At 35.2% G+C, this 21,507-nt stretch carries 22 protein-coding genes and 1 other annotated feature; of the genes, 15 read left to right on the forward strand and 7 right to left on the reverse strand.

Going from position 1 to position 21,507, the window contains the following annotated elements; genetic code table 11:
- Window position 1: 1 nt before the first annotated feature.
- The 6 genes from istA to PYW32_RS00190 form a co-directional block, all read right to left on the reverse strand.
- Window positions 2-1,222, reverse strand: a complete 1,221-nt coding sequence (gene istA / locus PYW32_RS00165) for an IS21 family transposase (RefSeq protein WP_016176066.1) — start codon at window positions 1,220-1,222, stop codon at window positions 2-4.
- A gap of 199 nt (window positions 1,223-1,421) precedes the next feature.
- On the reverse strand, window positions 1,422-2,918 hold the full coding sequence (locus PYW32_RS00170; protein WP_016176067.1) for an FtsX-like permease family protein: 1,497 nt from the start codon (window positions 2,916-2,918) through the stop codon (window positions 1,422-1,424).
- A 26-nt stretch (window positions 2,919-2,944) separates the two neighbouring features.
- Window positions 2,945-3,352, reverse strand: coding sequence for a YxeA family protein (locus PYW32_RS00175; protein WP_016176068.1), 408 nt, complete (start codon window positions 3,350-3,352; stop codon window positions 2,945-2,947).
- Window positions 3,353-3,378: 26 nt separating this feature from the next.
- Window positions 3,379-4,014 (reverse strand): putative bacteriocin export ABC transporter, encoded by a 636-nt coding sequence (locus tag PYW32_RS00180; RefSeq protein ID WP_016176069.1) that lies wholly within the window; start codon window positions 4,012-4,014, stop codon window positions 3,379-3,381.
- A complete protein-coding gene (locus PYW32_RS00185) occupies window positions 4,011-6,158 on the reverse strand; it encodes a hypothetical protein (RefSeq protein WP_245558503.1) in 2,148 nt (715 codons plus the stop codon). Before PYW32_RS00185 ends, PYW32_RS00180 begins: the two co-directional genes overlap by 4 nt.
- Window positions 6,159-6,228: 70 nt before the next feature.
- The gene (locus tag PYW32_RS00190; RefSeq protein WP_016176071.1) at window positions 6,229-6,531 is read right to left on the reverse strand and encodes a lactococcin 972 family bacteriocin; all 303 of its coding nucleotides are present in this window, start codon (window positions 6,529-6,531) and stop codon (window positions 6,229-6,231) included.
- A gap of 412 nt (window positions 6,532-6,943) precedes the next feature.
- On the opposite strand from PYW32_RS00190, the gene gltX reads away from it, so the two are divergent.
- The 10 genes from gltX (at window position 6,944) to PYW32_RS00240 (ending at window position 15,219) form a co-directional block, all read left to right on the forward strand.
- Window positions 6,944-8,401, forward strand: a complete 1,458-nt coding sequence (gltX, locus tag PYW32_RS00195) for a glutamate--tRNA ligase (protein WP_016176072.1) — start codon at window positions 6,944-6,946, stop codon at window positions 8,399-8,401.
- Window positions 8,401-8,598: a binding site (T-box leader), on the forward strand. Its footprint overlaps the gene before it by 1 nt.
- 377 nt (window positions 8,599-8,975) lie before the next feature.
- The gene (gene epsC, locus PYW32_RS00200; protein WP_016176073.1) at window positions 8,976-9,530 is read left to right on the forward strand and encodes a serine O-acetyltransferase EpsC; all 555 of its coding nucleotides are present in this window, start codon (window positions 8,976-8,978) and stop codon (window positions 9,528-9,530) included.
- The gene (cysS, locus tag PYW32_RS00205) at window positions 9,502-10,908 is read left to right on the forward strand and encodes a cysteine--tRNA ligase (protein WP_016176074.1); all 1,407 of its coding nucleotides are present in this window, start codon (window positions 9,502-9,504) and stop codon (window positions 10,906-10,908) included. The genes epsC and cysS overlap by 29 nt, the downstream gene beginning before the upstream one ends.
- Window positions 10,908-11,300 carry a Mini-ribonuclease 3 gene (locus PYW32_RS00210; protein ID WP_016176075.1) on the forward strand — a complete coding sequence of 131 codons (393 nt, stop codon included), beginning with the start codon at window positions 10,908-10,910 and terminating at the stop codon, window positions 11,298-11,300. Before cysS ends, PYW32_RS00210 begins: the two co-directional genes overlap by 1 nt.
- Before the next feature lie 19 nt (window positions 11,301-11,319).
- Window positions 11,320-12,261: a ferrochelatase gene (gene hemH, locus PYW32_RS00215; RefSeq protein ID WP_016176076.1), complete on the forward strand. Its 942-nt coding sequence runs from the start codon at window positions 11,320-11,322 to the stop codon at window positions 12,259-12,261.
- A gap of 55 nt (window positions 12,262-12,316) precedes the next feature.
- A complete protein-coding gene (rlmB, locus tag PYW32_RS00220) occupies window positions 12,317-13,150 on the forward strand; it encodes a 23S rRNA (guanosine(2251)-2'-O)-methyltransferase RlmB (protein ID WP_016176077.1) in 834 nt (277 codons plus the stop codon).
- Window positions 13,147-13,683 (forward strand): NYN domain-containing protein, encoded by a 537-nt coding sequence (locus PYW32_RS00225; RefSeq protein WP_016176078.1) that lies wholly within the window; start codon window positions 13,147-13,149, stop codon window positions 13,681-13,683. Before rlmB ends, PYW32_RS00225 begins: the two co-directional genes overlap by 4 nt.
- Window positions 13,684-13,769: 86 nt before the next feature.
- Complete coding sequence (locus PYW32_RS00230) at window positions 13,770-14,321, forward strand: sigma-70 family RNA polymerase sigma factor (RefSeq protein WP_016176079.1); 552 nt, start codon at window positions 13,770-13,772, stop codon at window positions 14,319-14,321.
- Window positions 14,322-14,482: 161 nt separating this feature from the next.
- Complete coding sequence (locus tag PYW32_RS00235; protein ID WP_016176080.1) at window positions 14,483-14,728, forward strand: Veg family protein; 246 nt, start codon at window positions 14,483-14,485, stop codon at window positions 14,726-14,728.
- Window positions 14,729-14,784: 56 nt separating this feature from the next.
- A complete protein-coding gene (locus PYW32_RS00240; protein ID WP_016176081.1) occupies window positions 14,785-15,219 on the forward strand; it encodes a GNAT family N-acetyltransferase in 435 nt (144 codons plus the stop codon).
- Between the two features lie 37 nt (window positions 15,220-15,256).
- Here PYW32_RS00240 and mscL read toward each other — a convergent pair whose 3' ends face one another.
- Entirely contained in the window at window positions 15,257-15,721 is a 465-nt protein-coding gene (gene mscL, locus PYW32_RS00245; protein WP_245558560.1) for a large conductance mechanosensitive channel protein MscL, read from the reverse strand.
- A gap of 156 nt (window positions 15,722-15,877) precedes the next feature.
- Between mscL and yfmF the strand changes: the two genes are divergently transcribed.
- The 5 genes from yfmF to PYW32_RS00270 all read left to right on the forward strand — a co-directional run bounded on the left by yfmF (window position 15,878) and on the right by PYW32_RS00270 (window position 21,410).
- A complete protein-coding gene (gene yfmF / locus PYW32_RS00250; protein WP_016176083.1) occupies window positions 15,878-17,137 on the forward strand; it encodes an EF-P 5-aminopentanol modification-associated protein YfmF in 1,260 nt (419 codons plus the stop codon).
- 1 nt (window position 17,138) lies between these two features.
- On the forward strand, window positions 17,139-18,434 hold the full coding sequence (yfmH, locus tag PYW32_RS00255; RefSeq protein ID WP_016176084.1) for an EF-P 5-aminopentanol modification-associated protein YfmH: 1,296 nt from the start codon (window positions 17,139-17,141) through the stop codon (window positions 18,432-18,434).
- Window positions 18,435-18,506: 72 nt separating this feature from the next.
- Window positions 18,507-19,418: a helix-turn-helix domain-containing protein gene (locus tag PYW32_RS00260; protein WP_016176085.1), complete on the forward strand. Its 912-nt coding sequence runs from the start codon at window positions 18,507-18,509 to the stop codon at window positions 19,416-19,418.
- Window positions 19,419-19,458: 40 nt separating this feature from the next.
- A complete protein-coding gene (pgsA, locus tag PYW32_RS00265) occupies window positions 19,459-20,040 on the forward strand; it encodes a CDP-diacylglycerol--glycerol-3-phosphate 3-phosphatidyltransferase (RefSeq protein WP_016176086.1) in 582 nt (193 codons plus the stop codon).
- 125 nt (window positions 20,041-20,165) lie between these two features.
- A complete protein-coding gene (locus PYW32_RS00270; protein ID WP_016176087.1) occupies window positions 20,166-21,410 on the forward strand; it encodes a competence/damage-inducible protein A in 1,245 nt (414 codons plus the stop codon).
- The last annotated feature ends 97 nt before the right edge of the window (window positions 21,411-21,507 follow it).

Raw genomic sequence — 21,507 nt, forward strand, 5'->3', positions numbered from 1 at the left:
CCTAGACCTCATCATATTGGGACAACGAATTTTCAATATAAGAGAGAATATCCGCCTCGTCATCATGTTTCATTAAATCCGATTTTAGAATCTCGACAAGATCCGTCCGTTGATAGTTAAATTTTTTATCACTTAGATAGTGAGAATTGATTCGTTCTCCGTTATAATGAATATGAATTTGGTCGTCTGAAGATAATTCAATATCGACCTCTTCACCAATATATTTAGTGGGAACTGAGTACTTACTATTTCGAAATTGAACGAGCGATTCTGCGGTAACGATACGGGTAATATCGTCTTCCGTGTATTTGTACAACAGCTGGTCATCGAAATCGTGTAAGTGCTCTTTTTCTGCTTCCAACAAATATGCCGGCGCTTCACCAGTTGCCTGAGAATGTTCATAATTGAGTTCATCCATTAACATATGGACGAGTTCAATTAATTCCGTTTCATCATAAAATAAGTAATTCCACACTCGAAGTCGTTCTACGGTTCTGGCCAATGCCTCTACTTTCCCTTTGGTTTGTGGGCGAAAGGGACGGCAAGCGATTGGATTAAATCCGGCATCTTTGGCGAATTCATAGAAAGTATCATTAAATTTCACTTTCGTGAATTGTGTTTTTGAACGATCAACGACCGTTTTCATATTATCGAACCATATCTCCGTTGGAACACCTCCAGATAATTTAAATGCCTCAATCAAGCAGTTAAATAACGTATCTTGTTTGCGATCAAAGGTTAGATCTAGATACTTGTATCGTGAATAACCCAAGACATACAGAAAAATGTTAAAAGTAATTGCTCGGCCCTCTCTGGTATAAAGCGTCATATTCTCTTTCCAATCGACTTGGGCGGAAAGTCCTGGGGACGTTTCAATTCGTATCGTTGCTTTTTTGACTTTCTCTACCTTGATCGTGCGGCAATAATCGCGCAGGATCGTAATTTTACCCTCATAGCCTAAGCGCTTGATTAATGAATAAATAGCTGTGGCAGAACAGCCGTCCGCAACTTTCTCTTCAATCAGCGGTTTAAATGGATCCAATTTACTAATTTTTTTAGAAGAAGACCTCTTGATGATTTTGGTTTTCTCACCTGTACCTTCTCTAAAATGATTACGTACTGTTCGTGGGTCACAGTCGTATTGTCTGGCCAATTCGGCGTAATTTGGTTTGATATTGTTCATAATGTAGAATTTCACTCCTTCTTGAATATCTTTCCTCACTCAGTTACCTCCTTGTAATGGGATGAGTTAAGTATATATTCAAAATTGTATGATTTCCGACATTTTTCAAACCGGTGTTTTAGGACATTTTACTACCGATGTTTACAGTAAAAATTATAATAAAATAAAACATCCACGTAACATATGATACTACGTAGATGCTTTATTAAAAAAAACTCTTTTTATATTATACTATTGATTAAATTAACAGTATCTTTTTAGGATTTAGGTGCAAAATATATAATAAAGATCCAATTAAAGACAGTAGAATAAGTAAAATTATTACCAATACTATAAAAATATAATATATACTTTTGTAGCTTTCCTTGTATAATTCTTGAACATCATCTTGGGAAATTGATTCATCGGAAATTTTGCTCATTAAATACTCTTCTTCTGAATTACTAACATTATCTTCTAGTAATAAACTATCAGTAGAATAAACAAAAGAGTTAGAAATATGCTTTTCTAGAATTATGCTCGACACTAGAGATAAACTGACTGATATACATGATATTATTAATACCTCTATTATTATTTGTTCCATTATTTTTTTCTTTTGCGCACCTAATGCTAATAACACAGCTATTTCATTTTTTCTTTGTTTCATAAATAAAATGACTACTAAATTTATGATTATAATGCTAGACAATACAGTACCCAACAAAATATTTATAGAAATTTTATTAAGATTTTCTATATTTCCACTTATCAAGGAATATTGATTATCTGTGGTTATGACTTTGAAATAACTATTTTGTAAAATAGCATTCGCTTCTTCAGTAAAATAACTTACACTGTCAATATTTTTCAACTTATAATATGGGGTTCCCAAAGTAACAAGTTCATTTATTTGTTTTTCAGTCATAGGGGTTCCATCTGAATTGATATAAAAATCAGGATTCAACTCATTAAAAATTGCTATGGTCTTTTTATTGTAATTCTTCACAAACTCATTAGAAAAATACATAGTGTTAACTTGTTCTTCCAATAGAGCAGCTTGGTTTTCATCAATATTTTTATTTTTGATATTAGATTTTGTTATATCGAAAATACCAATAATTTCAATAGGAACACTGTAAGTTTTGATATTGAAACTTTCATTTGTTTGCAGCACTGATTTGATTAATATATCTAAAGTAATCTTATCATTGATATTCAAATTATTACTATCTGCTAAATTTTTTGATATTATGGCTTTACCAGAATCGTCTTTTATATCGTTCTTTTCAAACAGAACACCATTTTCTAGTTCGATTATACCATTGTCAATGTCTATTAACTCATGATTGTTTACACCCTTGAATGTTACTATATTCTGTTTTTCAGTATCATTGTTAGTATCTAATTTTACAGCATTAAGATTCTTCGTTTCAGCAATTCCATATATATTATATTCAAATTTTTTGATATATGGGCTTTTAGAAATATCTTCTATCATATCGACAGTTAATATTTCTTTATCAGGAGAATAACTATTATTTTCCTTATCTTTTTCTATCAACTCATAGTTTAATGATATAGTACCAGAAGCACCCAACCTACTTTTAATCTCTTTCTCTACTTTTTGGCTACTTGTGTAAATCATAAAAGAGCTTATTATCACAGTTCCTAATATAAATATAATCATAAATAGAATAAGTGTCATTTTTTTTTGCCTATAAATACTTAGTAATGCTCTATCTAAAATTTTCATTGTCATTCTCATCTTTTATATTGATATTATTTTTGTAAATATGGTTTTATTTCATCAGGTATCTGATTCCAAGAAATAAAATTTATTTTATATACGTATGCGCCTTTATGGACTACTTCTGCATAATTTTTCCCCTCTGGTGATTGCCCACCTGAAAATGTTAGTCTGTTAATATCTTCAGGTGAATCGACTACCAAAGTATCATAATCATCAGGAATTTGAAATTCTCTATTTTTGGCTTTATCTACATCATAATCTTGGCCATTATTATAAGTCACTTGTTTTGGCAAAGAGGCATAGCCTGTAGTTTTTTTTAGCAATGGATTTAATCTATCTATCACGTCATTTTCATATACTATCTTATTAGCATAAATACTAAAAGATCCAAGAATAATAAAGACAGCAAGTAGGAAAAATATAAAAATTTTTTTCATTGTTCAGTCACCTCATAATTATTTATCTATAATTCAATTATTCGATCGCATTCATTAGCTACATGTTCATCATGCGTTACTATTAAAATAGTTTTGCCCATACTATTAATCTTTTTTAATATATTTAGTACCAAGTCTCTATTTTTAGAATCGAGTGACCCAGTAGGTTCATCAGCTAAAATTATACTACTAGGTTTTATTATGCTTCGCGCCAACGACACTCTTTGTTGTTCTCCACCAGAAAGTTCATATACTTTCATCTTTTCATACCCTATCAGATTTACTTCTTTTAAAGCATTACTAACGATTTGTACTTTTTTTTCTTTTGAATTATTAGTATACTTTAGTGCCATAATTAAGTTTTCTTCAACGGTAAAATTGTCAATTAGTGCAAAATTTTGAAATAAATACGATATCTCTTGTCTGATAATAATATTTGCCTTTTTTGAATTAATTTTAGGAGCCCGTTTGTCATGTATATATAATTCTCCAAATTCCAATTTTTCTATTAGACCAATAGTATTTAATAAAATAGACTTACCACATCCACTAGGCCCTACTAAAGCAATCATTTCTCCTACTTTAATCGAACAATTAAAATCAGAAAAAAGAATTTTTTCATTAAATTTTTTTGAATAGTTAGTAATTTTTATAGCATTCATAAACTTCCTCCTTTTAAAGAAGTACTCAATAATAAACTGTCTTGTTTTTTTAACATAAAGGATAAGATAGAAAAATCCAAAACTAGCATAGTAAGATAAATAATTAAGGATAAAATACTGACTCCTAAAACAATGGATTCAATAGTACCAAAAATATATATGATTAAAACATTTACTATTTGTCTTTTGTATCTATCAAGAAAAGAATAACCTAGGAATCGTGAAACTAAAAGCTCTTTTCTTTGCGTGATTATTGTTATTAAAGAAATATAGAAGGAACTCAAGGAACTTATACAGAGAAATAGTAATAACACTATTATCATTACAGACGTGCTTATTTTTATTTGATCTAGTTGGGTCTTATAACCTGCACTAAATGCGTCTGTTAATTTCAAGTTGTTATCCTCTAAATTATGCTGAGTAATAGCTTTTTGTATATTATCTAAATGATTTTCTGTGTTTATAATTTTTAAAGGATTGGATATTGCACTATCTAACAATCTACTGTTATTTGCTGTTAAAGAATATTCGTCCATTAATAAAATTATAGGGTTATTTAATAAGCCTTTATTATCATCAATCAATTCAATGTTATTAGAAAAAAGTTCAATATCTTCGTAATAATATAAAATCGTAACAGGAATTTCATCAATACTTGTATATCGTTTACTTTCTTCTATATAGCTATTTATGTGAGGTTTGATAAAAGCTTCGATTTTTTTTGTTTCGCTTTTTTGATTAATAGGCACTAACAAATTAAAAGAGTTTGATATTATATTATTTTTGTTAATTAAATTAAATTTATTTATATAATTCCAATTAGCCTGAACAACATGATAAAAATCGTTTGACTTAAAATGAATATCTTTATATTCTTTCGTATTTATTGGATCTAAATCAATAGGTAATAATTTTTCACTAAACATGTATTCTGCATCAGAATTTTTTTCTAATGTTTTAAAAAAATTCAATACTTTATTACTCAATATACGATTATTATCCAAGCTTTCTTGAAATTCGTTACCTGTATATTCATAATTTGATAAAGTTACATATTTTTTTTGTTCTTCATATATACTTTGAACATTAAGGTTTTCAATTAACATGTTTATCCCAGATGAAACACTAGGAATGATTAATATCAAAATTGTAAATATTATAAATTTACAAAGATAATTAAAGTATAATGTTAATTTAGTGTTAAAGTAATTCTTTATCATATTTGATAACTTATATGTGTCTATTATAATTAATGAAAACAAAAGACACGCATTATAAAAAATAAGAATTAATATTTGAAGGAAAATAAGATATACTAAATATTCAATAGTAACATTTGGTATAAGAAAAAAGTGTATTGGAATAGACATAATGAGAAGGATGATTGGAATAATTAATTGGTTTTTGGTGAGTATTCTCAACGCATGTAAATTAGTAAACCCTTGTAATTTTAAAACACCAATCAGTTTTAGATTGGATAATGGTTCAAAAAAGATTACCATCATCAATAGTAATACTAAAATAGCTACTATACCTATTAAGATGTAAAAAATAACCCCTTGCTTATATTCTTTGAAATAAGGGATATTTAATAAATCCGCTTTATCTAAATCGAATTCTGTAGATATGGAATTTAAGAAGGACTCTTTATCTTCCACTACAATAGTATACTTACCATTTATCGAAGTGTTATTGTCTTTAAAAAAGGCTTGCAGTGGTCCAAAAACAAGTGGAGTATCATTAAACATGTCATTAATTAGACCTACTTGATTGCTATTTTCAGTTTTATATGTAGCAATAATTTCATCTTTGTCATTTGGTAATCTACCCGAACGTAAGTTGATGTCCAATGTCTCAAAGTAATTTTCTGCAAAAATTCCAGATTTATATATTGTTAAGATGTTGTTTCGATATATTTCATCTGTCCTAATAATTGAAGCGTCATACTTTCTAGCTATAGATTCCAGTGTAGTTAATCCTTGATTAGCATTCATTTTAGAATTTTTAATATAAATTTCAAATGAATTATTTAATCTGCCTATATTTTCAATATTATTGATATCTTTTTCTTTGTAATATAAAGTAAAAACAAGGCTAGAAACTACTAGTATTAGAGACATAATTACTGTAATTGTTTTTTTCAAAGCTATTCCCCCAATAGCATAAAATATAATAAGTAACACGTGGATTAATTATCCACGTGTTACTTATTTTTTACCAGTTATTGTAATAAAAATTACAACCAGAAAATTCAAATAATCTAGCAGTAGCCGTTAAATTAGCACTTTTTGATTGAGAAGCAATTTTGTCCCCTTTTGTTACAGTTGCTGAATGTGCTTTAGTTCTATGCCAATATCGTGACTGAGAACCTAAACCACTAACAACTGTATCCCAAGTATGAGTACTGTTAGAGAAATGTATTGCTCCAAAAACAGTTGTTCCTGAGGTAAATAAAACTACACTCATTAACGAAAGAATAACAACTTTTCTAATATTCCACTTTTTCTTTTTAATCATTTTTACCCCTCCTTATCTAGTATTTAATATTACTATATTTTAAATATTCATTCAACCAGTTGTGATGAAATAACTGGTTGAATTTTATTTTAAAGGGTGTTTTTTTGAATTTTTGACTACTATCAGGATGATTTTTCACCTTTTTTTATTTTTGTTATACACTTATTCGTTGTTTTCACTTGATTTTATATAGTTAGTCTTTCAAAAGTTTATTAATCATGGAGGAAACCTTTAGTAAAAGCCTAAAGAAAGAGAAAAAATTGTTCGAAAAGTGGATTAGTTGGTCGGTTGACTTTACTAATCTGCTTATTAAATGTACAATTCTAGCTGAAGGCTTATTTTTTAGATAAGCAGGAATCTATTATCGAAGCTAATTGTTAGCATTCGCATTCAAAAGAAGAGGAAGATGACAATGACAAAAGTACGTGTGCGTTATGCACCAAGTCCAACTGGGCATTTACACATCGGAAATGCTCGAACAGCATTATTTAACTATTTATATGCGCGTCACAACGATGGCGAATTTATTATTCGTATTGAAGATACTGACCAAAAACGTAATATTGAAGATGGCGAAAAAAGCCAATTAGAAAACTTAAAATGGTTAGGCGTTGAATGGGATGAATCTCCAGAAAATCCAGGAGCATATGGTCCGTACCGTCAATCAGAACGTAAAGAAATTTACCAACCATTAATTGACCAATTATTAGCAAGCAATCGTGCGTACAAATGTTATTGTACAGAAGAAGAACTAGAAGAAGAACGTGAAGCGCAACGTGCGCGTGGCGAAATTCCTCGTTACAGTGGCAAATGTGCGAACCTTTCTGTGGCAGAACAACAAGCAAAAGAAGCAGCGGGAATTCAACCAGTGATTCGTTTCCGCGTACCAAAAAATGCGGAATACAAATTTGATGACATCGTAAAAGGTGAAATTGTTTTTGAATCAGATAATGTTGGTGGCGATTTTGTTATTCAAAAACGTGATGGTATGCCAACTTACAACTTTGCGGTAGCCGTTGATGACCATGAAATGAAAATCACCCATATTTTACGTGGCGATGACCATATTGCCAATACGCCAAAACAAATGATGATTTATGAAGCATTTGGTTGGGAAACACCACGTTTTGGTCACATGACATTGATTATTAATTCTGAAACAGGGAAAAAATTAAGTAAACGTGACGAATCAATTTTACAATTTATCGAACAATACCGTGAACTAGGGTACTTACCAGAAGCAATGTTTAACTTTATTGCGTTATTAGGTTGGTCGCCAGTGGGTGAAGACGAATTATTCTCTCCAGAAGAAATCGTTAAAATATTTGATCCAACTCGCTTAAGCAAATCACCAGCTGCTTTTGACGGTAAAAAATTGGAGTGGATTAACAACCACTACATGAAACAATTAGACTTAGACGTATTAACAGATATGTGTTTACCTTATTTAATTGCAGATGGTCGTATGGAAGAAAATCCAACACCAGAACGTTTGGAATGGTTGAAAAAAGTTGTTAGCTTGTATCAACCACAAATGAGTTATGCTGCTGAAATCGTTGATGTCTCTAACTTGTTCTTTACAGAGCATCCAGTATTAGATGAGGCAGCTAAAGAAGTGTTAGCAGGTGAAACCGTTCCAACTGTTTTACAAGCCTTTAAAGCACAATTAGAAGCGATGGATGTTGTTGATGCACCAACTGTCAAAGCAGCCATTAAAGCAGTTCAAAAAGAAACTGGCGTCAAAGGTAAAAACCTGTTTATGCCAATCCGTGTTGCTGTTTCAGGACAAACACATGGACCAGAATTGCCAGATACAGTTGAATTACTAGGAAAAGAAAAAGCTTTAGCACATTTAAATCAAGTTTTATAATAAACACAGTGAACAGACGAAGTACAAGTGCCCTTTTTTAAAGAGAGATTGCGGGTGGTGAAAGCAATCATTAAGGACTTGGAAATGCACCTGGGAGTGGCTTTGGTAAAAACCAAAGACGGCAAAGCCCGTTACGCTTAGATGAGGCAGAGAGATTCTGCAAATAAAAGTGGAACCACGCCCAAAGCGTCTTTTAAATAGGGAAACCTATTTAAAAGACGCTTTTTGCTGTGAATCACAGCGATTCGTCGACCGTAGGGAGAACGAGAGCTGATGATGAACAGCACTAGCAGAGCGAAGCGAGGGTAGTTCCCCTCCCCCGAATCACAGCGATTCGTCGACCGTAGGGAGAACGAGAGTTGATGATGAACAGCACTAGCAGAGCGGAGCGAGGGTAGTTCCCTTCCCCCAAATCACAGCGATTCGTCGACCGTAGGGAGAACGAGAGCTGATGATGAACAGCACTAGCAGAGCGAAGCGAGGGTAGTTCCCCTCCCCCGAATCACAAAACAAAGCAAGGTTAGACAGATCCCTAAAGATACACACAACAATGAAAAAAAGAAGGTGAATGAACATGAGTTGGTTAAAAAAGGCCGTCCAAGCAGTTAAAAATAATGATCCTGCCGCGCGTTCAACTGCTGAAGTTATCTTGACTTACCCCGGAATTCATGCGCTATTTTGGCATCGTATTTCTCATTTTTTATATCAACATCAATGGTATTTATTAGCAAAAATGAATGCACAATTCTGGCGGTTTATGACCGGTATTGAAATTCATCCTGGAGCAAAAATTGGTCAAGGCGTTTTTATTGATCATGGAATGGGTTTGGTGATTGGTGAAACAGCAGAAGTCGAAGATGATGTGATTTTGCATCATAATGTCACATTAGGTGGAACAGGAAAGCATAAGACAAAACGTCATCCGACTGTTAAAAAGGGCGCACTGATTTCTGCTCATGTTCAGATTTTGGGGCCTGTGACCATTGGTGAACGAGCAAAAGTCGGTGCCGGAGCGGTCGTATTACATGATATTCCAGCCGATGCAACTGCCGTTGGTGTACCAGCGAAAGTTGTCCGAATGAAAGGAGAGAAAATTACGAATGATCAAGATTTACAACACATTAAGTAGAACAAAAGAAGAATTTCATCCTCTAAAAGAGGGAAAAGTGAAAATGTACGTTTGCGGACCAACCGTTTATAATTATATCCATATTGGGAATGGTCGTAGTACGGTTTCTTTCGATACAGTTCGTCGTTATTTAGAATTTCGAGGGTATGAGGTTAATTATGTTTCTAATTTTACAGATGTTGACGATAAAATTATTCGAGCAGCAAAAGAATTAAAAATCACTGCGCCAGAAGTAGCAGATCGTTTTATCGAGGCATTTACCGAAGATACGCAAGCCTTGAATGTCAAACCTGCCTGCGCCCATCCACGTGTTATGGATCATATTGATGATATTATTGATTTCATTCAAGTTCTGATGGATAAAGGGTATGCTTATGAAGCAAAAGGCGATGTGTATTATCGTACACGTAAGTTTGAAACTTATGGGAAATTAAGTGACCAATCGATTGATGAATTAGAAGTTGGTGCTAGTCAACGAACTGGTGAGGAACAACAAATTAAAGAGGATCCATTGGACTTTGCATTATGGAAATCCGCCAAACCTGAGGAAATTTCTTGGGAGTCACCATGGGGACATGGGCGTCCAGGTTGGCACATCGAATGCTCGGTAATGGCGACGAAATTACTAGGGGATACCATTGACATTCACGGTGGTGGGCAAGATTTAGAGTTCCCACATCATGAAAATGAAATTGCCCAAAGTGAAGCCAAAACTGGTAAAACTTTCGCGAACTACTGGATGCATAATGGTTATGTAACAATTGGTGATGACGATGAAAAGATGAGTAAATCCCTAGGTAATTTCGTGACAGTTCATGACATGGTACAACAAATTGACCCACAAGTTTTACGTTTCTTTATGGCGACAACACAATACCGTCGTCCAATTCGTTACAGTGAAACAACGTTAAAAGAAGCGGCAACCAACTTGCAACGACTACGCACAGCGTATGAAAATGCTGGTTTCCGTTTAGCTGATGCCCAAGAATCACTAGCTGAAGACACTGAAAAAGTGACAGAAATCGAAGCGTTAGTGATTCGTTTTACCGAAGAAATGGATGATGATTTCAACACAGCTAACGGTATTACAGTTGTTTATGAATTAGCAAAATGGTTGAATATGTATAGTGAACAAGCGGCAGTCTCACAAGTTGTTTTGGAAAAAGCCCGCGCAACCTTTACGCAATTACTAGACGTTTTCGGAATTGTTTTCCAAGAAGAATTAGTGGATGCAGACATTGAGGCATTCATTGAAGAACGTAATCAAGCACGTAAAGATCGTAATTTTAGTCGCAGTGATGAAATCCGTGATTTATTGAAAGAACAAGGGATTATTTTAGAAGATACCCCTCAAGGAACCCGATGGAGAAAAGAATAATGAGAGATTACCGACAATTAAATGGTTTAGCCTTAGCGTACGTAGGGGATGCAATTTACGAAGTGTATATTCGTGATTACCTCGTGTCGCAAGGACAGACTCGCCCTAATCAGTTGCATCGCCTGGCCACTCACTATGTTTCTGCAAAAGCCCAAGCAGCTTTGGTCCAAAAAATGTTAGAAGAAGACATTTTAACGGAAGAAGAGCAAGATTTTTATCGTCGTGGACGAAATAGTAAAAGTCATACAAGTGCCAAAAATGCTGATATTACAACGTATCGTATTTCGACTGGTTTTGAGGCACTGATGGGTTATTTGCATTTGACTGAACAAAAAGCACGTTTAGAAGAACTCATTCAATGGTGCATTGAAGCAGTCGCTGAACAAAAATAGAAGCAGAAGGAAAAGTGGCATGACGAAAAAAGGGATTCTAATTGTGAATCTGGGAACGCCTAAAAGTCCCACTACGGCACATGTAAGAGAGTATTTAAAAGTATTTTTGTCTGACCCACGTGTGATAAAAACGCCGCCTGCTATTTGGAAACCTATTTTAAATGGCATTATTTTGCGGACACGTCCGCAAAAATCGGCAAAACTATATGAAAGCATTTGGCGCAAAGAAGGTTCGCCACTGTTGATTTATGCCAAGCAACAACAAGCATATTTGCAAGCATTATTGCCGGATACTAAAGTCGCATTAGCCATGTCTTATAGTCATCCATTCATTCCAGAAGCGATTGATCAATTGCTAGCAGAAGGCATTGATGATTTAACAATTTTACCTTTGTATCCGCAATACTCTGGTACAACAGTTGGTTCAGTTTTTGATGATGTCATGAAGTATTTTGTGAAAAGCGATAAAATTATTAACTTGCATTTTGTCCGCTCGTTTTATGATCATCCGTTGTATATTCAATATTTTGCGGATAAAATTAAAGCCCAACTTGCCAAACAACCAGTGGACGCGTTATTGTTTACGTATCATGGGATTCCCGTTTCTTATGTAACCGATGGCGATGATTACCCAAGCGAATGCACGAAAACAACGGAATTAATTATGCAACAACTGAGTGATGTGCCTTTTTACCAAACGTATCAGTCTAAATTTGGTCCAGCAGAATGGTTAACTCCTGCAACTGACGCGACCTTAACCGATTTGCCGAAAAAAGGGGTCAAAAAAATCTTAGTGATTGCTCCTGGATTTGTCGCAGATTGCTTAGAAACAATTGAAGAATTGGAAGAAGAAAATAAAGGATATTTCATGGAAAACGGTGGCGAAGAATTTTATTATCTCCCACCATTTAATGATGATCCACAATTAGCAGAAATTTTAAAACAATTAGCAACAAATTAATGAAACGCCGCCTCAGTCTTCTGGGGTGGGCTTTTTATACAAAGGATGAAGAATAATGAAGAAAAATTTTAAAAATGATCGTCGTCGTAATGATAAGCACAACGACAAACGTCGACCAAATGCGCGTGAAGATAAGCCGACTGTCCGAACTGATGAAGAAATCGATGAGAACTTTGTTTTTGGTCACCATGCAGTCGTGGAAGCCTTAAAACAAGGTCGTGGCAATAAATTATTCGTTTCAGAGGATGCTCGCGGTGATAAAATTGATGAATTAAAAGAAGTGGCTCGCGAACAATCCGTTCCGATTAAATGGGTACCAAAACAAAAATTAGATCAAATGAGTAATCAAGGAGTACATCAAGGGCTAATTTTAGCAATCACACCGTATGAGTACTTATCATTACCTGAATTAATGGAGCAAAGCAAAGAAAATCCGTTTTATTTGATTTTAGATAATTTGGAAGACCCGCATAATTTTGGTTCAATTTTACGTACAGCCGATGCCAGTGGAGTAGATGGTATTATTATTCCTAAACATCGCGCAGTGGGTATTACTCCAGTTGTAGTCAAAACATCTACAGGAGCTGTGGAACATGTTCCCGTTGCTCGAGTGACAAATATTCATCAAGCCATCAAAGAACTAAAAGAAAAGGGTTTTTGGATTTTTGGTACCGATATGAAAGGCACACCGTATTCTAAATGGAATGCCCAAGGTTCAATTGCTTTAATTATTGGGAATGAAGGTCGTGGTATGAGTGAAGGCTTGAAAAAAGACGTCGATGAAATGCTGACGATTCCAATGGTAGGTCATGTGCAAAGTTTGAACGCATCGGTTGCTGCCGGCCTGTTAATGTATGAAGCCTTTAGACAACGAGGCGATAGCCTATGAAAACACAACTGTTGCTAGTCGATGGATACAACATGATTGGTGCTTGGCCGGAATTAGCGACATTAAAAAATCAAGATCGTTTGGAAGATGCACGTGAAGCCTTGTTGCAACGTCTATCAAACTATGCGAAATACGAAAACATTCGCGTGATTGTGGTTTTTGATGCCCAATTAGTGCCGGGCATTACGCAAAATTATAACAAATATCAGTTGGAAGTTGTCTTTACCGAAGAAGGCGAAACAGCAGATAGTTACATTGAGCGGACAGCCGGTGAATTAAATAATCGCTTAACCCAAGTAACTGTAGCAACAAGCGATTTAGCAGAACAATGGGTGGTATTTTCACAAGGCGCCTTGCGTACTTCCGCTCGAGAATTATATAAGACCGTTCAAAAAACGGAAAAAACGATTCATCAACACCAACAAGATATCCATTTTACTAATTATCGTCGCAACTCGCCATGGGACGAAAACCAGTTAAGTGCATTAGAACAGAAATTAAAAGAATTGAGTCAGAAGAAACCAAAAAAATGACCAAACTTGAAACAATCAATGAGAGAATCTTCAACATAAACATGCTATGCTCTTTTCATCAACTGATGGAAGGAGCTTTTGTTTTTATGCAGCATTTAATTCGCCAAGCAAAAAACGGTGATGATGACGCCTTGCGTGAATTGTTTTCACATTATCGCCCGTTAATTTATAGTATTCGTAATAAGTATTTTTTGCGTGATTTTGACGATCAAGATTGGCTTCAAGAAGGCCTGATTACGTTCCATGATTGTCTCCAAAGTTTTGAACCGGGATTTGGTACCACTTTAGGAGCTTTTTTCAAGCGTGCATTTGAAAATCGGATTCGCAGTTTTGTGCGAAAAGAATGTGCATATAAACGGAAAAGCAATCAACAAACCGTCTCATATGAACAAAAATTTTTACAAGAAGGTAGTGAAGGAATAGCTGAATATACAATGACTGACAATCCTTTAGATCATATTGTGATACAAGAAACGTTAGCAGAATGCCAAGACTTATTATCAGCCTTAGAAAAAGAAGCATTTGCTGTTTACGTTTTAGGAAATCAGGTCAGCAACTATTCCGAACGCACCTTGCGCAGTGCCTATGATCGTTCTAAACGAAAAATTACGCAGCAATTACGACAAGCTGAAAAGTAACAACTTGCTTTTGTTAGCTATGAGCAAATACGCGGCATGAATAAAATTTTGTGCATTATTTTTCTGATGAACCGGTAGATAGAAGTTGAAATTTTATTTGTATTGTGGTAAACTTGAAATTTTCAGACAATTATGTTAGAATAGATTTCGAGGTGAACGTGATGCCAACAACTTTAGCTACAATTAAAAAAGACTTGGAAGGTCGTATCGGCAGCGAGATTATGCTGGTTGCTCAGACTGGACGTAAACGTCAAACAGAACGCCGCGGAATCTTGACAGAAACATATCCATCTGTATTTGTGGTGGACCTTGATCCAGACGAAAATTCGTTTGAACGTGTTTCCTATAGTTACTCAGATATTTTGACAAAAACAGTCGAAATTGAATTTCTATCAGAGGCAGTCTAATAAGAAATTAAAAGGGCTTAGCGAATGCGCAAGCTCTTTTTTAGTGGAGGAAATGAATGAATATTCAGATAAAATCTTTTTCAGAATTAACAACGGTTGAGTACCATCGCTTACTAGAGACGCGCGTAGCAGTTTTTGTCGTAGAACAAAACTGTCCTTATCAAGAAATCGATACCATTGATTTAGAAGCAACACATCTTTGGTTTGCAGATGAAGCAGAACATATTTTAGCCTATGCCCGGATTTATCAAGAGGCTGAAACGGTACATTTTGGTCGTGTCTTAGTGGCAAAAACCATGCGTCAGCAACAATTAGGCAAAAAATTGTTAACCGAAGTGATGAGCTTTATTGAAGAAAACTATCCACAGCAACCGATTGAAATCGGTGCACAAGCCCATTTACAAAAATTTTATGGTGCATTTGGCTTTCAACCGATTTCTGAAGAATATTTAGAAGATAGCATTCCACATATAGATATGGTGAAAAAATAACGCACATTGAGTAGAATCAATGTGCGTTATTTTTTTATTATTTCGTTTCTTCGCTTTCTTGTTTCTCTTCCTCAACGATTTCAACGTCGATTGGTAAACCAGATTGTAAACGTAATAAATCGCGAATTTCAGCTAAGTAATCTTCAGCTGTTACTTCTTCTTCCTCTTCTTCTTCAGGAGCTTTGTGGAAGTTTTGTAGCTTGTTGATACCTTTAACGACTAAGAATAACACGAAACCGGTAATTAGGAAGGTAATAATTGCGCTAATCACACTACCGAAATCGAATATTACGCCTTTTCTTGGGGACCAAATTAATGCACCTAGGGAATCATCCATGCTTGTTGAGTTAGTGAATAGACTAATAACTAAAGCGATCAATGGAGTAATTAAACCATCAACGACTTTGGTAACAATTGCTGTAAATGCACTACCAATAACAACCCCGACTGCAAGGTCAATGACATTGCCTGTAACGATAAACTCTTTAAATTCTGCCAATATTTTTTTCATTGGAATTCTCCTTTCTACTTTGGTAAATGTAGTATAACGGAATTGTAGGTAATTGAAAAACAATAAACGCCACAATTCTGTTAATTTTCTGTAATCCATGCCCTATGTTATAATCGATAAGAATGACATAGAAAAAGGAGCAAAAAGATGGCGATACAATTACAACCAGGTATTCAATTAACGGTAATTCCAACTGAAAAATATAAAACAATTCGTACCTTTCTTCGCTTTTCAGCACCTCATAGCAAGCAAACAGCGGCGAAGCGTACCTTATTAACTAGTTTACTGGAAACCAACAGTTTACATTACCCAGACCAAACAGACCTCAGTGCGAAACTAGCAGATTTATATGGTGCAAGTTTTGGTTTAAACGTTGGTAAAAAAGGAAATCTTCATCAAATTAATGTGGCGCTATCTTTGGTGAATGGTAAATACATCGGTAATGATGAGGTGTTTACCGAGGGAATGAATTTCTTAAAAGAAATTCTTTTTTATCCTAATATTAAAGAGAATACCTTTGATCAAGAAACATTTCGTTTAGAAAAAGACAATCTTATTGCGTATATCAAAAGCTTATATGAAGATAAACAAACGATGGCATCACTACGTTTACAAGAACTGTATTTTAGTGAAGATGCCAATCAAAAAGTACCAAGTTTTGGTACGTATCAACACCTAGAACAAGTTACTGCGCAAGAATTAGTGGAAACATATCAAGCGATGTTGCACCATGACCAAATTGATATTTTTGTGGTTGGCGATATTACCGAAGCCCAAGTCAAAGCAGCTTTTGCTACTTGGGAATTCCCACAAACCAAACGTCAGCGTCCGGAAATTTTCTACCAACAACCTGCTAGTGCTACTATTAAAGAAGAAGTGATCCATGAACCAGTTACTCAAGCAAAGCTTAATCTAGGGTATCAAACATCGGTTTATTATGGAGACTCTCGTCGATTTGCGTTGATGATTTTTAATGGATTATTTGGTGGATTTCCACATTCAAAACTCTTTTTAAATGTGCGAGAAAAAGAAAGTTTAGCTTATTATGCCTCAAGTAGTGTGGATACTTTCCGTGGGTTAGTGACTGTGCAAACAGGAATTGATGGTAAAAATCGTGCACGAGTCTTGGCTTTAGTTGAAGAACAGTTGGCAAGTTTGTGTGCCGGTGAATTTACCGAGGCAGAAATTGACCAAACCAAAGCGATGTTACGCAATCAATTTTTATTATCCTTAGATAATCCACAAGCATTGATTGAAACTGCGTATTTGAATCAATGGTTACCAGAAACAAAACTATCAGAAGAGGAATTTCTATCTTCCTTAATGGCTGTAACAAAAGAGGAAATCCAAGCAGTTGCACAAGATATCACACTACAAGCAATCTTTGTTTTGGATGGAGAGGAATAGCATGGAGAAAAAAGTTTACGAACAACTCAATGAAACACTTTATAAAGAAGTCTTACCGAATGGTTTGCGTGTCTTTGTTTTACCAAAACCAGGGTTTCATAAAACCTATGGGCTATTCAGCACTAATTATGGTTCAATTGACAATGAATTTGGTTATGCTGGTGAAGAAATGACCCGTGTTCCTGATGGGATTGCGCATTTTTTAGAGCATAAATTATTTGAAAAAGAAGATGGCGATGTCTTTCAGCTATTTGGCAAACAAGGAGCATCTTCCAATGCATTTACAAGTTTTACAAAAACGAGTTATTTGTTTTCGGCGACCGATCATGTCAAAGAAAATTTGTTAACGTTGATTGATTTTGTCCAAGACCCATATTTTACAAAAGAAACCGTTGAAAAAGAAAAAGGGATTATTGGCCAAGAAATTCAAATGTACGATGATGACCCAACATGGCGTCAATTTTTTGGTATTTTGAAAAACCTATACCCAAAACATCCGTTGCACATTGACATTGCAGGTACGATTGAAAGTATTGCCGAAATTACAGCAGAAGACTTGTATCACTGCTATCACACGTTCTATCATCCAAGCAATATGACTTTATTTGTGGTAGGAAATGTTGATCCAGAAGAAATTTTAGCAATGGTTCGTGACAATCAAGCAAGTAAAACCTTTGCGGAAATTCGTGAAATTAAGCGTCATTTTCCAGAAGAAACTGCTGCAGATATTGTCCCATTTAGTACCGCGCAAATGCCAGTGAATCGAACCAAAGTCGTGATCGGCATTAAAGGATTCCAAGCAGACTTACCACAAGAATCTTATGAATTATTGCGTTTTAGAACAGCACTTAATTTATTGTTCCAATTGTTAATTGGCAACACCAGCAAAAATTATTTACGTTTGTATAATGAAGGTGTGATTGACGATACGTTTGGCTTTGAATTTTCGTTAGATCGTAGTTTCCATTTTGCCGATTTTTCTGGAGATTCGGATAACCCAGATGCTTTTTCAGCAGCAATTGAAGAACTACTGTTGGGCTTTGCAAAAGATCCGGAAGTAAATGAAGCGAATTTAGTACTTTTGAAGAAAAAAATGCTAGGAAAATATTTCCAATCGCTGAATTCATTAGAATTTATTGCCAATCAATTTACACAAGATTTGTTTGGTGACGTGACATTATTTGATGTCCCAGAAGTGATTCAATCGATTCAATTAACCGATGTTTTAAATGCCGGGCATCAATTTATTCAAAAAGAAGCATTTAGTCGTTTTTATTTGTCACCATTAGAAAAATAAGTTTTAAAATTTGTTTGAGACTGCACAATTAGCTATCCTCAACACGTTTTATTTATGGTATTCTAGGATATAATGATTTTAAAGACTGGAGAAGATGGACGAGTGGGCAATGAACTAATTATTGGAGATCGTTTACGGCAAGCCCGAAGAAAACAAAATATCAGCATCAATGAATTGCAAAAGCAAACCAAAATTCAAAAACGCTATTTAGAAGCCATTGAACGAGGTGCATTTGATGTATTGCCGGGAGAGTATTATGTACGTTCTTTTATTCGTGAATATGCAGCAGCAGTAGGCGAGGATGGCGATTATTTAGTCGCAGTTTTTGATGGGAAAGACAGCTTTGAAAAAGAGCCACCTAAACGCTCGGAACTAGAAAAAGTAAGTGGTTCACGCAAAGCGCAACACGAAGAGACTGTGCGACGTAGAAAGACACTAACTGAATATACGCCAATAGTTTTATTAGGGTTGGTTGCTTTGACGATTATTACAATTGTCGGCTATATGACCTGGCAAGATCGCCATGCGACACCAATTATTGGCAATCAGAGTCAACCGGCTGTCACTGTAGACCCATCTCTTGTTTCCAATACCGAAACATCGACTCATGTTTCAAGCGAGAAACAATCAAGTGAGTCTGAACTTGAAAAAAAGTTGTCAATCAAACGTGAAGAATCGACACAATCAGATGCAATTTTTACCATTTCCGGAGCAAAGAATCCTCTTGAGTTGACGTTTGTAGGGAAAAAGGATCGTTGTTGGATAGGTGTATTGGTAAATAATGACTACGTGTTTCAACAAACATTAACACAAGATGAAGAAGCAACAATGACTTTACCAGAAGGTGTCACCGAAGCAATGGTTACTTTAGGAGAAAGTGCAAATGTTGAGGTGAAAGCCGATGGAGAAGTGGTGGATTTTAATGATTCAAAATTTGCTATGCTGCAAAAAAATCTTCATTTCACGATTTCTTATCAAGAGTAGTTGTTTTTTGTAACCGAGACGAAAGAAAAGGGGAACGTAAGTGAATTTACCAAATAAGTTAACTGTTTTAAGAATTTTTATGATACCAATTTTTATCGTGATTTTAGCGATACCATCCCTAGACTGGGGAACGCTGACAGTGGGATCTGTGGAATTAGAAGTGACCCATTTAGTGGCTGCAATTATTTTTGCGATAGCAAGTTTTACTGATTGGTTGGATGGTTACATTGCTCGTGCGCGTGGCTTAGTCACTAACTTTGGGAAATTTGCTGATCCATTAGCAGATAAAATGTTGGTGATGACAGCATTTATTATGTTAGTCGAATTAGGAAAATCACCTGCATGGATCGTGGCGATTATCGTTTGCCGTGAATTAGCTGTGACTGGCTTACGACTATTGTTGGTTGAAGGTGGCGAAGTAATGGCAGCTGCCTGGCCAGGGAAAATCAAAACAGCCACACAAATGTTGGCAATTATTTTCTTATTAGTGGATAATGTCCCATTTAATTTAATCGGTGTACCCGTAGATCAAATCATGTTGTATATTTGCTTAATCGCAACCATTTATTCAGGTGTAGATTATTTTGCGAAAAATACAGCGGTATTCAAAGGTTCAATGTAAAAAGAAAGTCAAACATCTTTGCGGTGTTTGGCTTTTTTAGTGTAAACGACTTTCTTTGCGAAATTTCTTCAATGCTTTAAAATAAAAAGGGTAAAACGACGTATATTAGAGTAGGAGTGTGACACATGAAGGCAGAAATTATTGCAGTAGGAACCGAGTTGTTATTGGGGCAAGTAGTCAATACAAATGCGACTTTTTTATCAGAAGAATTAGCAGGATTAGGCATTGATGTTTATTATCATAGCGTGGTAGGTGATAATGCAGAACGTTTGGAATCATTGCTAGAGTTAGCAGATCAACGTAGTGAATTGATTGTTTTGTGTGGGGGCTTAGGACCCACCGAAGACGATTTAACCAAACAAGTCACAGCAGCGCATGTAGGGCAAGAATTAGTGCGCGATGAAGTAGGGTATCAAAATTTACTATCATTTTTTGAAAAACGCCAACGCCCTATGACGGAAAATAATCTTTTGCAAACGTTAGTTTTTAAAGAAGGTATTTCATTGCAAAATAGCGCTGGTTTAGCGGTAGGTATCTTTTATACTTCTATTAAGGGAAATCATTACTTACTACTTCCAGGCCCCCCTAGCGAGCTAAAACCGATGTTCTATCACGAAGTCGTACCTTTGCTTCAAAAACAATTCCAAAAAGAAGAACAATTAATTTCTCGTGTGTTACGTTTTTATGGGATTGGTGAATCACAATTAGTTACGGACTTAGCAGATTTGATTCAAGGCCAAACGAATCCTACGATTGCGCCTTATGCAAAACCAAATGAAGTAACGTTGCGTTTAACGGTCAAAACAACCGATGAAACCGAAGCAATCACTCAACTGGATGTATTAGAAGCAGTCATTCAAGAACGAGTCGGCGAATTTTTCTATGGTTATGGCGAGGAAAATTCATTGGCCAATGTCGTGGTTGATTTATTAAAAGAAAAACAGCAAACTTTAACAGCCGCAGAAAGTCTCACAGCAGGCGCTTTTCAGTCAGCATTAGGAGATATTTCTGGTGTTTCTGAAGTGTTTTTGGGTGGATTTGTCACATATTCTGCACAAACAAAAGCGAATTTTCTAGGAATTGATCGCGACTTTTTAGAACAAGTTGGCACAGTGAGTCAAGCATGTGTTGAACAAATGGCTCTGCATGCACGCAAATTGGCACAGACAGATTATTCAGTAGCTTTTAGTGGGGTAGCTGGACCAAATGAATTAGAAGGGCAACCAGCGGGAACTGTGTGGATTGCTTTAGCAAGTGAGCAAGGTGTCCATAGTCAAAAATACCATTTTAGTAGAGATCGCAGTTACATTCGTCATAGTGCAGTAATGGCAGGACTTGATTTGCTTCGTCGAGAACTTTTAAATAAATAGGCGAATGTTTGTTCGCATGTTTGTTGCTTTTTATAAGAATAAAGGGTATGATAGATACATGAAGAAAAACATGTAATTGACATGATTTGAATATAAG

Source organism: Enterococcus saccharolyticus subsp. saccharolyticus, from assembly GCF_029023825.1.
GTDB lineage: Bacteria > Bacillota > Bacilli > Lactobacillales > Enterococcaceae > Enterococcus_F > Enterococcus_F saccharolyticus.

Bases quoted from the DNA above. Each gene is read 5' to 3' on its own strand.
- PYW32_RS00190 (WP_016176071.1), bottom strand. From the start codon at position 6,531: ATGATTAAAAAGAAAAAGTGGAATATTAGAAAAGTTGTTATTCTTTCG.
- cysS (WP_016176074.1), top strand. From the start codon at position 9,502: ATGATCAAGATTTACAACACATTAAGTAGAACAAAAGAAGAATTTCAT.
- PYW32_RS00240 (WP_016176081.1), top strand. From the start codon at position 14,785: ATGAATATTCAGATAAAATCTTTTTCAGAATTAACAACGGTTGAGTAC.
- PYW32_RS00180 (WP_016176069.1), bottom strand. From the start codon at position 4,014: ATGAATGCTATAAAAATTACTAACTATTCAAAAAAATTTAATGAAAAA.
- gltX (WP_016176072.1), top strand. From the start codon at position 6,944: ATGACAAAAGTACGTGTGCGTTATGCACCAAGTCCAACTGGGCATTTA.
- PYW32_RS00230 (WP_016176079.1), top strand. From the start codon at position 13,770: ATGCAGCATTTAATTCGCCAAGCAAAAAACGGTGATGATGACGCCTTG.
- PYW32_RS00210 (WP_016176075.1), top strand. From the start codon at position 10,908: ATGAGAGATTACCGACAATTAAATGGTTTAGCCTTAGCGTACGTAGGG.
- PYW32_RS00175 (WP_016176068.1), bottom strand. From the start codon at position 3,352: ATGAAAAAAATTTTTATATTTTTCCTACTTGCTGTCTTTATTATTCTT.
- PYW32_RS00270 (WP_016176087.1), top strand. From the start codon at position 20,166: ATGAAGGCAGAAATTATTGCAGTAGGAACCGAGTTGTTATTGGGGCAA.
- PYW32_RS00170 (WP_016176067.1), bottom strand. From the start codon at position 2,918: ATGAAAATTTTAGATAGAGCATTACTAAGTATTTATAGGCAAAAAAAA.
- PYW32_RS00225 (WP_016176078.1), top strand. From the start codon at position 13,147: ATGAAAACACAACTGTTGCTAGTCGATGGATACAACATGATTGGTGCT.
- yfmF (WP_016176083.1), top strand. From the start codon at position 15,878: ATGGCGATACAATTACAACCAGGTATTCAATTAACGGTAATTCCAACT.
- yfmH (WP_016176084.1), top strand. From the start codon at position 17,139: ATGGAGAAAAAAGTTTACGAACAACTCAATGAAACACTTTATAAAGAA.
- PYW32_RS00235 (WP_016176080.1), top strand. From the start codon at position 14,483: ATGCCAACAACTTTAGCTACAATTAAAAAAGACTTGGAAGGTCGTATC.
- rlmB (WP_016176077.1), top strand. From the start codon at position 12,317: ATGAAGAAAAATTTTAAAAATGATCGTCGTCGTAATGATAAGCACAAC.
- hemH (WP_016176076.1), top strand. From the start codon at position 11,320: ATGACGAAAAAAGGGATTCTAATTGTGAATCTGGGAACGCCTAAAAGT.
- epsC (WP_016176073.1), top strand. From the start codon at position 8,976: ATGAGTTGGTTAAAAAAGGCCGTCCAAGCAGTTAAAAATAATGATCCT.
- PYW32_RS00260 (WP_016176085.1), top strand. From the start codon at position 18,507: ATGATTTTAAAGACTGGAGAAGATGGACGAGTGGGCAATGAACTAATT.